This window comes from Streptomyces sp. NPDC059455, from assembly GCF_042750115.1.
GTDB lineage: Bacteria > Actinomycetota > Actinomycetes > Streptomycetales > Streptomycetaceae > Streptomyces > Streptomyces endocoffeicus.
Map to the genome: position 1 here is coordinate 1 of NZ_JBHYVB010000254.1, position 10,865 is coordinate 10,865.

General features: G+C 68.4%; 15 protein-coding genes and 2 pseudogenes. 8 read left to right on the forward strand and 9 right to left on the reverse strand.

All coding sequences use genetic code 11. The features are described 5' to 3' along the window. The 7 genes and pseudogenes from ACFXB5_RS47420 to ACFXB5_RS47450 form a co-directional block, all read right to left on the reverse strand. Positions 1-346 (reverse strand): annotated as a pseudogene (locus ACFXB5_RS47420) (ISAzo13 family transposase); the annotation flags it as partial. A 54-nt stretch (positions 347-400) separates the two neighbouring features. After that, complete coding sequence (locus ACFXB5_RS47425) at positions 401-649, reverse strand: hypothetical protein (RefSeq protein ID WP_385220664.1); 249 nt, start codon at positions 647-649, stop codon at positions 401-403. Continuing rightward, the gene (locus ACFXB5_RS47430) at positions 582-785 is read right to left on the reverse strand and encodes a hypothetical protein (RefSeq protein ID WP_385220619.1); all 204 of its coding nucleotides are present in this window, start codon (positions 783-785) and stop codon (positions 582-584) included. Before ACFXB5_RS47430 ends, ACFXB5_RS47425 begins: the two co-directional genes overlap by 68 nt. 53 nt (positions 786-838) lie before the next feature. Then, complete coding sequence (locus tag ACFXB5_RS47435; RefSeq protein ID WP_385220622.1) at positions 839-1,039, reverse strand: ferredoxin; 201 nt, start codon at positions 1,037-1,039, stop codon at positions 839-841. Then, positions 1,036-2,223: a cytochrome P450 gene (locus tag ACFXB5_RS47440; protein ID WP_385220625.1), complete on the reverse strand. Its 1,188-nt coding sequence runs from the start codon at positions 2,221-2,223 to the stop codon at positions 1,036-1,038. Before ACFXB5_RS47440 ends, ACFXB5_RS47435 begins: the two co-directional genes overlap by 4 nt. 83 nt (positions 2,224-2,306) lie before the next feature. Beyond that, on the reverse strand, positions 2,307-2,519 hold the full coding sequence (locus ACFXB5_RS47445; RefSeq protein ID WP_385220628.1) for a hypothetical protein: 213 nt from the start codon (positions 2,517-2,519) through the stop codon (positions 2,307-2,309). Positions 2,520-3,286: 767 nt separating this feature from the next. Continuing rightward, complete coding sequence (locus ACFXB5_RS47450; protein WP_385220667.1) at positions 3,287-4,324, reverse strand: helix-turn-helix transcriptional regulator; 1,038 nt, start codon at positions 4,322-4,324, stop codon at positions 3,287-3,289. A 51-nt stretch (positions 4,325-4,375) separates the two neighbouring features. Between ACFXB5_RS47450 and ACFXB5_RS47455 the strand changes: the two genes are divergently transcribed. After that, positions 4,376-4,963 (forward strand): DinB family protein, encoded by a 588-nt coding sequence (locus tag ACFXB5_RS47455; RefSeq protein WP_385220631.1) that lies wholly within the window; start codon positions 4,376-4,378, stop codon positions 4,961-4,963. Continuing rightward, complete coding sequence (locus tag ACFXB5_RS47460; protein ID WP_385220634.1) at positions 4,960-5,421, forward strand: VOC family protein; 462 nt, start codon at positions 4,960-4,962, stop codon at positions 5,419-5,421. Before ACFXB5_RS47455 ends, ACFXB5_RS47460 begins: the two co-directional genes overlap by 4 nt. A 210-nt stretch (positions 5,422-5,631) precedes the next feature. Here the strand turns inward: ACFXB5_RS47460 and ACFXB5_RS47465 are convergent. Continuing rightward, positions 5,632-6,012, reverse strand: a pseudogene (locus ACFXB5_RS47465) (DUF4158 domain-containing protein); the annotation flags it as partial. Continuing rightward, a complete protein-coding gene (locus ACFXB5_RS47470) occupies positions 5,991-6,536 on the reverse strand; it encodes a recombinase family protein (RefSeq protein ID WP_385220671.1) in 546 nt (181 codons plus the stop codon). The pseudogene ACFXB5_RS47465 and the gene ACFXB5_RS47470, both read right to left, overlap by 22 nt. A 421-nt stretch (positions 6,537-6,957) precedes the next feature. Here ACFXB5_RS47470 and ACFXB5_RS47475 point away from each other — a divergent pair, with 421 nt between their 5' ends. From ACFXB5_RS47475 to ACFXB5_RS47500, 6 genes are all read left to right on the forward strand, one after another. Further along, on the forward strand, positions 6,958-7,299 hold the full coding sequence (locus tag ACFXB5_RS47475) for an ArsR/SmtB family transcription factor (protein ID WP_385220637.1): 342 nt from the start codon (positions 6,958-6,960) through the stop codon (positions 7,297-7,299). Positions 7,300-7,302: 3 nt separating this feature from the next. Beyond that, the gene (locus tag ACFXB5_RS47480) at positions 7,303-7,809 is read left to right on the forward strand and encodes an SRPBCC family protein (protein WP_385220640.1); all 507 of its coding nucleotides are present in this window, start codon (positions 7,303-7,305) and stop codon (positions 7,807-7,809) included. After that, positions 7,809-8,429 (forward strand): dihydrofolate reductase family protein, encoded by a 621-nt coding sequence (locus tag ACFXB5_RS47485; protein WP_385220643.1) that lies wholly within the window; start codon positions 7,809-7,811, stop codon positions 8,427-8,429. The genes ACFXB5_RS47480 and ACFXB5_RS47485 overlap by 1 nt, the downstream gene beginning before the upstream one ends. A gap of 470 nt (positions 8,430-8,899) precedes the next feature. Then, entirely contained in the window at positions 8,900-9,178 is a 279-nt protein-coding gene (locus ACFXB5_RS47490; protein WP_385220646.1) for a hypothetical protein, read from the forward strand. A gap of 98 nt (positions 9,179-9,276) precedes the next feature. Next, positions 9,277-9,972, forward strand: a complete 696-nt coding sequence (locus tag ACFXB5_RS47495; protein WP_385220649.1) for a PhzF family phenazine biosynthesis protein — start codon at positions 9,277-9,279, stop codon at positions 9,970-9,972. 207 nt (positions 9,973-10,179) lie between these two features. Next, positions 10,180-10,764 (forward strand): short chain dehydrogenase, encoded by a 585-nt coding sequence (locus tag ACFXB5_RS47500; protein ID WP_385220652.1) that lies wholly within the window; start codon positions 10,180-10,182, stop codon positions 10,762-10,764. The last annotated feature ends 101 nt before the right edge of the window (positions 10,765-10,865 follow it).

Here is a 10,865-nt window from a genome sequence, read left to right on the forward strand (position 1 = left end):
TCACCGTCCAACGCAGCGGCGACATCGGATCGCCCCGCTCGTCAGGTTCCACCAGTGCCAGCAGCGCGGGCCGCAGACCCCGATCAAGGTCCACCACCTTCTTCCTGCCACCACCGGACCTGCGTATCCGGCCCAGAGGCTCCTCGCCGGCCTCCAACTCGTCCACACCCTTACGGACCGTCGTCTCGCTGACCTGGGCCGCCCACGCGACCGCCCGGATACCGCCGTGCCCCAGAATTCGCGCCTCGGCCCCCATCATCAACCGCCGCTGCCGCTCGTCCAGATGCGGGAACAACACCCCGAACTTGACCACGAGTTGACCACGGACCTCATCGGAGACGCTCATATCACAACAACGAGCCGCATCACGCGAAGCAACACCTTGATTCCCTGCGAGCCCTTATATCGGCGGGCTCCGGTGGATGCGGTCGTGGCAACTGCCGCAGACCACAAGGGCTTTGCGGCGGCGCTCGGCCATCAGTTTCACCCAGTCGGAGGACGGGTCACCGGCCCGTTGGAGGTCGTTGAGCGACTTCACGTGGCGGGCCTCCACCTTGCCGGGCCGCTCGCAGAGCGAGCATCTATTCGCCGTGAGCCGACGGATCAGCTCCTTGTACGGATAGGTTGGACCGGCTGGGGATGAGTTCAGCGAGCCAGGGTCTCCGCAGCGTCTGCACGGTGCCGGCGTTCACGATCGACTTGTGCGAGTTGCAGTAGGAGTGGCCGGCGTCGTACCCGGGCTGCGGCCACGCCGACGCGGTGGCGGCGCGGGACATGGTGACCATCGCTTCCGATGAAAGCGGACAAAAGCCACCATGGCCGCGCGACGCGCCGACGGCTACTCCATTAGGGACAGGGCCCGGCTCGGGCAGATCTCGACGGCGACCCGGGCCCGCTTCAGCGCCTCGTCGTCCGCCGGGGTGTCCTGGAGGACGACGACCGTGCCGTCCTCCTCGCTCTGATCGAACGCGTCGGGGTCGGTCAGGACGCATTGGCCCGCTCCGACGCACCGGTCGAGATTTGCCACGATTTTGGTCATGCCGGCTCCTCCCATGTCACGGGTACCTCGTGGAGGCCGTAGATGAGGGCGTCGTCCTTGTAGGGCAGCTTGTCGGCGGGCGTGGCCAGCCGCAGCGTCGGAATCCGGCGGAAGAGCGTGTCGAAGACGATCTGCAGCTCCATCCGGGCCAGGTTCTGGCCGAGGCACTGGTGGATGCCGTAGCCGAAGGCGACGTGGTTGCGGGCGCCCCGGTCCAGCTTGATCTCGTCCGCCTCGTCGAAGGCCGAGGGGTCGTGGTTCGCCGCGTTGCTCAGCGCCAGGACGGGGTCGCCGGCCCGGATGGTTACGCCGCCGATCTCCACGTCCTCGACGGCGACACGCGAGTTGGCGATCTCGGCGATGGTGTAGACCCGCAGCAACTCCTCGATCGCGGGCAGGGTACGCGCCGGGTCCTCGCGCAGCGCCGCCAGTTCCTCCGGGCGCTCCAGCAGCGTCACCACGCCGAGCGAGATCATGTTGGCGGTGGTCTCGTGCCCGGCGAGCAGCAGCGAGAAGGCCAGCGACACAACGTCCTCGGGGTCGTTGCCCTCGGCGAGCTGGCGGCCCAGCAGGTCGTCGGTTGAATCGGCGGCCTTCTTGGCGATCAGGTCCTTGAGGTAGTCGCGCAGCTCCGTGAGCGCCTGCTTCCTGCCCTCGGCGGTGAGGTCGCGGCTCAGCAGGGCCTTACTGCGGGTCTGGAAGAAGTCGTGGTCGTGGTACGGCACGCCGAGCTGCTCGCAGATGACCAGGGACGGCACCGGCAGGGAGAGGGCCTGTACGAGGTCGGCGGGGCGCGGCCCGGCCAGCATCGCGTCGATGTGCTCGTCGACGATCTCCTGGATGCGCGGGCGCAGGTCGGCCATGCGGCGCACGGTGAACTCGCCGACCACGGCCTTGCGAGCGGGACCGTGCTCGGGCGCGTCCAAGTGGATGAGCGATCGGCGCGGGAAGAAGGCGCGCCGCTCGCGGGTGAACTGGGGGAAGTTCGGATTCCGGCGGTCGGAGCTGAACCGCGGGTCCGTGAGCATGGCCCGGATGTGCTCAAGCCGGCTCAGGGCCCAGGCGACCTGGCCGCTGGGCAGGGTGACTTGGGAGATCCCGGAATCGGTATCCCGGATGCGGGTGTGCTGCTCCGGGGGCGCGTACGGGCAGCGGCGGGTGGTCTGCAGGGCGGGAGCGGTCATCGAGGAGCCTCCATCGTTCAAGATCGAATCCAAGCGGAATAGGGTCATTGGTCGTGAGTGGCACCGCGTTGCTGGTTCCTGGCTCAGGTGGGGTCTGCGGATCGGCTGGGCAGAGGGTGGCCCTGAGTTTCGGGGATCGGTGCGGTGGCGAGGCGCTGGCCGTTGCGAGCGGCGGTGGCCTTGGCCCAGCTGCTGGTGGAGATGAGGCCGAGCGCGAGCGCGGCGAGTCCGCAGCCTCCGAGGACGGCCCAGGCGGCGTGGCTTGAGTTGATGAAGCCGGGGCCGGTGCCGGCCACGATCGAACCGGTGACGGCGACGCCGATGGAGGCGCCGAACTGAGGAGATCCGCATCGAACAGCGGCTGCCGAACCTGTGGGCGGGTGTGCCCCGGATTCTCTGGAACCGCATCACTCGGCAGTTCACCCCGCTCGGTTGACCAGCAGCCACCTACTTGAGCTGGCTGCGTCATCGCCGCTGGCCAGCCATATCCGCCCGAAATTTCCCAGGTACTACGGCAACCCCACGTTGAGGGCCGTGCCTGACCCGACGTACAACGCCGGACGCGGCGTCGAAGTCCTGGCGATGCCCTACCTGCCGAACGACGGCACGACGCCACGCGATCCGTCCCCACGGGCTGGCGTAGTCGATCTCACAGCTATGCCCACACCTGTGACGCGAGGAGGGGTTATCCGGGGTCGGGCAGCAGGTCGCGGGCGGCGCGGATGACTTCTTCGGTGGCGACGGTGGGGGCGCTGGCCGACGCGTCCGCGGGGCACACTGGGTTAACGCGGCGAAGGCCGTGTCCACCTTCGTCGGTGTCTCACTTCCACGGGGAAGCTGATGATTGCCGTCTTTCCGAGGATCCGGGCGTCTGTCTCGGTTGGTGGGCGTCGACGTTGCGCCTCCAAGTGCCTCCCCGTGGGTGACAGGGTGGGCAGTGTGACGTCGGCAGCCGCGTTGTGTCCATGGCGTAGCCAAGGGGGCCTCGCGTTGAGCCGAGCCGAAGATGTGCGAGGAGCGCGTGGTGAGGTTTCCGGGATATCCGGGCCGGAAACGTAAGTGCTCAGGACAGCGGCGCTCCTCGGCGCTGGCGTGGTCGCGGCTCATGACTCCTCCATGTCGGGCACCGGTGAGATCGTTCACCGGCCGACAGCAGTCTCTCCGCCAGCGCGCGACAGCGCCTTCCGAGCTCCGGAGGGTCGAGTACCTCGAAGTCGTGCCCCAGCAGGAGTACGTGCATGAGCACGAAGTCGAGGCTGGCGGCGCCACTGAGCACCTCGCAGAGCTCGCTCCCCCGCCGTCGCACGACGGCCGCCGACGCTGGAATCTGCGCGCGCACCGTGTCGGCCGACGCGTGCACGAGGAAGCGCGCCTGGTGCGGGTAGACCCGGCTCGCCACACCCTCCTGCACGTACGTCGCTGCGTCGGGCGCCGCGCGCGGGCAAAAGCGCCAGGTCCGTGCGGACGCGTCGGTCATCCGGTCGACACGGAAGCTGCGCCAGTCGTCGCGATCGAGGTCGTAGGCGAGGAGGTACCAGCGCCGGTCGGAGGCGACCAGGCGGTAGGGCTCGACCCGCCGCCGTCGCACCTCGCTCCCGGACGGGTAGTCGAAGCCGACCTCGACCTCGTCGCGGCGGGCTCTGGCCAGCGTCATGAGCACCTCGGGGTCGACCGGCGTGCGGCCTCCGCCGAAGGACTCCACCGAGCCGGAGAGCGCGCGCACCTCATGCCGAAGCCGGGTGGGCAGTACCTGGTCGAGCTTGGTCAGTGCCCGGAGCGCGGCGTCGCCGGCGCCGGCGACCGCGCCACCCGCGCCGGCGAGCAGCGAGACCGCGGTGGCGATCGCCTCCTGGTCGTCGAGAAGCAGCGGCGGCAGGTCCTGCCCCGGGCCGAGTCGGTAGCCGCCGCCGACACCCTGGCTGGCGTACACCGGATAGCCGAGCGTGCGCAGCCGCTGGACATCACGCCGCACCGTGCGCGGCGTGACCCCGAGCCGGCCGGCGAGCTCGGGGCCGGTCCAGACCTGGCGCTGCTGCAGCAGCCCGAGCAGGGTGAGCACCCGCTCCGTCGTACCCCGCTCATCCCCGCTCGCCACGTCCATGCCCAGAGACAGCGGACCGATCCTGTCCGCAAGAGGTGTCACGGTGGCTCCATGGACGCAGACGAACTCGACTGGAACCGGACGCTGCGCGAGCAGTGGGAGGTCCACTGGAACCATCAGATCCGAGCCCGGCTCGAGGGCCTCACCGACGACGAGTACTTCTGGTCGCCGGTGCCGGACCCCTGGACCGTGCGGCCACGCGGCAGCTGGACGGCGCCCGTGCAGGCCGGTGCCGGGGACTTCACGATCGACTTCGCCTTCCCGCAGCCGGTCCCGGCGGCCTTCACCACGATCGCCTGGCGACTCGGTCACGTCATCGTCGGCGTGCTCGCCGCGCGCAACGCGGCGCACTTCGGCGGGCCGGCGGCGTCGTACGAGACCTGGGAGTACGCCGGCAGCGCGGCCACCGCGCTCGACCAGCTCGAGACCCAGCTCGACATCTGGCTGGCCGGGGTGCGCAGCGTCGGCGACGCCGCGCTCCGGGCCCCGATCGGCGCGAAGGAGCCCTTCCCCGAGGTGCCCATGGCCGATCTGGTGCTGCACATTCACCGCGAGCTGATCCACCACCTGTCCGAGGTCTGCCTGCTGCGCGACCTCTACCTGCACACGAAACCCGCTACGAACGGAGCAACCCGATGAGCCGCCACATCCAGGTCACCTTCGACGCCCACGACCCGCGGGCGCTGTCGTCCTTCTGGCGCGACGTACTGGGCTACGTCCACCCCGGCCCGCCCGGAGTCGACCTGCCCGAGGGCGCCGAACCGCTGGCCGCGTGGGACGACTTCCTCGCGCGGGTCGGCGTACCGGAGGAGCAGCGCAACACGAGATCGGCCATCGAGGACCCGGACGGGCACGGCCCACGGCTGTTCTTCCAGCAGGTGCCGGAGGACAAGGCCGCCAAGAATCGCGTCCACCTCGACGTCCGTGCGGCTCCCGGACTGCAGGGAGAGGAGCGGATGGCGGCACTGGAAGCCGAGTGCGACCGGCTCGTCGCGCTGGGAGCGACGCGGGTACGTCGCTACGAGCCCGCTCCCCCGATGAGCGCCGGCTTCATCGTGATGACCGACCCCGAGGGCAACGAGTTCTGCCTGGACTGACGCAGCTCAGCTGTAGTCGCCGAGCCGCGGCCGGTCTTGACCGCTGCACCGATGCTTTTCCCGAGGCCGATCAAGGCCGCAGTCATGCCGGCCGACGCCCCCGGCGGACACCGGCAGGCCGCCGGCCCTGAGCCTGCCGCGACATCAGCGCCGGGGCAGGGGGATGACGCCCATGGCGTTGTCCCCCTGCCCTTGATCAGGGCCCGGAGCGACCCGGTTCTTACGTAGCCACGTCACCGCGTGGTTGAACGGCGCCACCGGCCCCTCGGCGTGCGTCCAAGCCCGCCCGTACAGGAAGCCACGGAACTCCCGTCCCCACTTCCGGTCGGTGAAGTCTCGGTACCTGAACCGCTGCTGGATCTCCTGTGCGTGCTCGTACGGTGTCCTGCGGCGCTCCGGGTACTGCTTCACGCACGAGGCGTCCTCAATGTCGAGTTGCTCGGCCAGGTACTCCACGACCTCCCACGGCACCGTGAGCGGGTCCTCACCGAGGAAGCGGTCGATATAGCGGACCGTGCAGATCTGCACGGCCATGCCCAGCCGGTGCACGTCCGTACGACGCAGCGCGATCAGATCACGGTCGTCATCGTCGGATTTTCGCGGATGTACTCGCGCTCGGACTCGGCCATGCCGGCGAAGAACGCGAAGAGGGCGGCGCCGTCCCCGGACGGGTCGTACACCCCTTGGACGGGGCCCGTGAGGAGTTCGAGCTGGGTGTTGTGGTGGCGCAGGTCCTCGGCGATGGTCAGCAGTTCGGCGGCGCCGCGGCCGAGGCGCTTCATCTCGTGCACGGTGAAGATCACCCGCTGGTGGGGGACGGCCTTCTTGATGGTGCGGGCCAAGTCCATCGTCTTGACGAACTCGGGCCGGATCTTGACCCGGGTGCTGATCTTCTCCGAGAACACCGGGTCACAGCCCGCTTCCTGGAGGGCGTCGAGCTGGCTCTGGAGCTCTTGCTGGGCGGTACTGCAACGGGCGTACCCCACCCGCGTGGGCTTCGCCCGGGCCTCCGGGACGGCGGCGTCGATGGCCGGGCCCCTCTCCCACGCGCGGCCGGGGCCGCGGTCGGAGGGGGTCTTCACCTCCAGCTCGGCGCGGAGCTGGGGCACCAGCATGAAGCGCGGGGTGTGGTACTTCGGGGCGACCTTGCCGCCGCGGGTGCGGCAGGTGCTTCCGGCGGGCACCTCACAGGGCGGGACAATCGAACTGTTCGACGACGGTGGCCGGTTCGGCGGACTCCGGCATGTCGCGGAACCTATCGCGAAGGGCTTTGTGCGAAAGATGTTTTGCGAGAGGTTATGAGAACGAAGATCGGGGACAAACCGGACACGGTTCGCCGGGGTTCGCGATCTCTCAGAACTCACTTCTGCGAACACGAAGCGTGACGGTTTCCGCCTGGACCAGGTCAGTCGCGCCGATCACAGGGGTCTGTCATCGCTCGGATTCCGCAGCCGCCGACAAGGGTCGCGATCGCCACCCGAGACCCGCCTGATTCCTTCAGCTTGACGTATGCCGATATCGGCATACGATCGGCCCATGGCACGAGCGACGACGACGTCGGACGTCTTCAACGCGATCGCCGAGCCGCAGCGCCGGGAGATTCTGGTGCTGCTGAGGGCGGGTGAGCGGTCGGTGACCGAGTTGGCCCAGGAGTTGGGGATGACCCAGCCGGGGGCGTCCAAACACCTGCGGGTGCTCCGGGAGGTCGGGCTGGTGCGGGACCGCAGGGCAGGCAAGCAGCGCCTGTACGGCCTTGACGCCGGCGGGCTGCGACCGGTCCACGAGTGGACCGGCGGTTTCGAGCAGTTCTGGAACGAGAGCTTCGACCGACTGGACGCCTATGTGCAGGACCTGAAGCAGACAAGGAAAGCGGAGTAGCTGATGAGCACGCCAGAACAAGGAACGCCGGCGCAGGCGGCGACAGCCGACCGCGAGATCGCGATCTCCCGGATCATCGACGCCCCACGGGAGCTGGTGTTCGAGGCGTTCACCGACGTCCGACACCTGTCGCGATGGTGGGGACCGGAAGGGTTCACCACCACCACGCGGTCCTTCGAGTTCCGCGTCGGCGGAGAGTGGGACTTCGTGATGCACGGACCGGACGGAACGGACTACCAAGAGTGGATCACCTGGACCGAGCTCGCCCCGCCGGAGCGGATCGCGATGCTCCACGGTGAGACCCGCGACGACCCGAACGCCTTCGAGTCGGTCCTCACGTTCGAGCCCGACGGTGCGGCGACCCGGATCGAGATGCGGACACTGTTCCCCACCAAGGAGCTGCGCGACGAGGCGGTCGAGAAGTACCACGCGATCGAGGGCGGCCAGCAGACCCTGAGCAACCTGGCTGCGTACGTCACCGAGATCGTCCGGAAGGGAGCGGAGAGCTGATGGCCGAGAAGGTGTTCTTCAGCGTGTCGATGTCGCTGGACGGTTTCATCGCGCCCGAGTCCCCCGAGGAATTGATGGGGCAGCTATGGATGGAGCTGCAGCAGTGGATCTTCCCGCTGCGGTTCTTCCGGGAGAACCTGAAGCTCGGCGAGGGCGGCGAGGAAGGGCGCGACAACGACATCGCGCGGGAGACGTTCGAGCGCACCGGCGCGAGCGTGATGGGCAAGCGCATGTTCGACGCCGGCGAGAAGATGTGGCCGGAGGAGGCGCCGTTCCACACGCCGGTCTTCGTCGTGACGCACGAGAAGCGTGACCCCTGGGAGCGGCCGGGCGGGACCACCTTCCACTTCGTCAACGACGGCATCGAGTCCGCCCTCGACCAGGCCCGCGAGGCCGCCGGCGACCGCGACGTCCGCATCGCGGGCGGCGGCGCGACGATCCTGGAGTACGTGAACGCCGGCCTGATCGACGAGTTCTCGATCGCGCTGTCACCCGTGCTGTTCGGCTCCGGAATCCGCCTGTTCGAGGGCGTGGACGCCGGTCGCGTGGCCCTGGAGCAGGTCCGCGCGGAGCCCTCCCCAAGGGTGACGCACCTGACCTACACCGTCCGGGAGCGGTAACTGTCCCGAACTCAGCGCTCTCTGACGAGGTCAGCTGCCCGCGGACGGCCCGGCCCGCCTTGGCGGCGACGACGGATCGCGATACGTACTCACCTATGGGGGCGGGGAGCTTGCCATGTACGCCGACACGGTGTCCGAACCGCTGTCCGCAGTGATCCCCGGCCACGACGAACCTCCCAGCAACGAGGACGGCGACGAAGCAGCGTTCGTGGCTCGCTACGGGGCGGCCATCGAGCCGGCCAAACCTGGTGCAGACCGGGCTGGTGATCGACGCCACCGAAAACGACGGCTGGTCACCGGAGCAGGTCACCGCCAGGCCCTGACGGGGAGAGTGACGGCCTTCGTCCGGGCGTCACTACCAAGGTCCGCCGCCCGGCCGGACTGTTTCGCGGATATCTGCCTGCGCTGTACACCGGCGCCTCTACCGTCCAGCCCGAATGCTGATCACGGGGGTGGCGGAAGGGGCTGGTGTGGGGCGGGATCTGGGTCTGGACGGGGTGGTGGACCACTTCACGCCGTCCGGCGGTGAAGTCTTCGGGTCGATCATCGCAGCGACGGTTCAGATCAACGAGACCTGCGGCATGGTGCCGGGCAGCACCGCCTCGGTGAAGTGGCCTCAGCAGAGCCGGATGCCGCTCGGCCGGGACGGGGTACTGGGTGTCGCCGAGTACGTCATCGTTGCTGACGCCGGCCTCTCCGTCGACACCGCCGAGAAGAACTCCCTGTCCTCCGTCCTCAACGGCTGCTGAACCCACACGACCCCAGCAGCACCCTGACCGCCCCGCACCGCAAGAGGTCGCCTTCGCCGCGCTCCAGGCGGTGCCACGAGGCGAGGGCCAGTGATCTGATGGCCTGCTTGAATGACTGGGTGACCCCTGAAGTCCTCTTTCTTCGCGTCTTCTGCGGCCCGAACGGTGACCACGGCAATGTTCTGGGCGTAGTACGCGACGGCCGCGCCTTCCCCGACGAGAAGTCCAGACAGGCTCTCGCCCAGAAACTGGGTCTCAGTGAGACCGTGTTCATCGACGATGCACAGCGCGGCGTCGTGGACATCTATACGCCAGGGGTGCGGCTCCCGTTCGCGGGATACCCACTCGTCGGCGTGGCCTGGCTCCTCGGCCTGGAAACGCTGGAGCTTCCCATGGGGAGCATCCCCGTGCGCCGCACCGACGGCTTCACATGGATCAGAGCACGAGCGGAGTGGGTTCCGCCGCGCACGCTGCGGCGGTACGGCAGCATGCAGGAGGTCGAAACGCTGGCGGTGCCGGAACCAGGAGAGTGGGTATACGCCTGGGCCTGGCAGGATGAGGCCACCGGCCGAGTCCGAGCCCGGGGATTCCCAGGCCGTGGCGACGGCATCGACGAGGACGAAGCCACCGGCGCGGCAGCGCTCCTGCTCGCCGATCAGTTGAGGCGGGCCATCGCGGTCACCCAGGGCAACGGATCGCTAATCATGGCAGCCCCTGGCCCCGACGGGACGACCGACATAGGCGGACAGGTCTGCGTCGTGGAGAATCTCTCGTGTCGAGCTGCGGCAACATAGTCAACAGGCGCCTGGCTGGCTTCGTTCACTTCAAGCAGCAGCGTTTATCTGTCGGTTTGGGCAGCTGGCAATCTTGAGGCTCGTTGTTGTTCACGAGAAATGACGTCAGTGAGACCAGGTGGTCCCGTGTAGGGGCCAGATCCCTTGGTCGGGCAGGCCCCTTGGTAATACGGCACTCGGGGTGCGGCTACTGGCAAGATCAGTGACATGAAAGTACTTGTGATCGGGGCGACCGGAACGGTCGGCACTGCTGTCACCAGCGCGTTGGAGGCGTCTCATCAGGTCGTGCAGGCTTCGCGCAGAGGACCGGTGAAGGTGGATCTGGAAGATCCTTCCTCTCTGGATACGCTCTTCGATGAGTTGCCGGACCTCAATGCGGTGGTGTGTTGTGCCGCCAGTGGCCCGCTGGTGGACTTGGCGTCAGTGGCGGACGACGAGATCGTTGCAGGAGTGCAAGGCAAGCTCTTGGGACAGGTTGCCCTGGCCCGACGAGCCGTGCGTCATCTCCGGGACGGCGGTTCCGTCACGCTGACCGGAGGCACTTTCTCCACTCCGTTGGCGGGTGGATCACTGGGCGCCCTCATCAACTCTGGCCTGGAGGGGTTCGTCCGCAATGCGGCTGCCGAGTTGCCGCGGAGCCTGCGCATCAACCTCATCAGCCCGGGGTGGATCAAGGAGACCCTGCAAAGCATGGGAGCGGACTCGACTGACGGTACTCCTGTCTCCGAGGTAGCCGGTGCGTATGTGCAGGCCGTGGAGGGCACCGCACAGGGGCAAACCATACGTCCGTAGCTACCAGTGAGAGATGGCGCGCCCCCCGCCGGGGGGGGCCCCCACGCGCAGGGAGCCCCAGTCGTCACCCGGCCGGGGCGGGTTGCGGGGCTCGGGCTCGT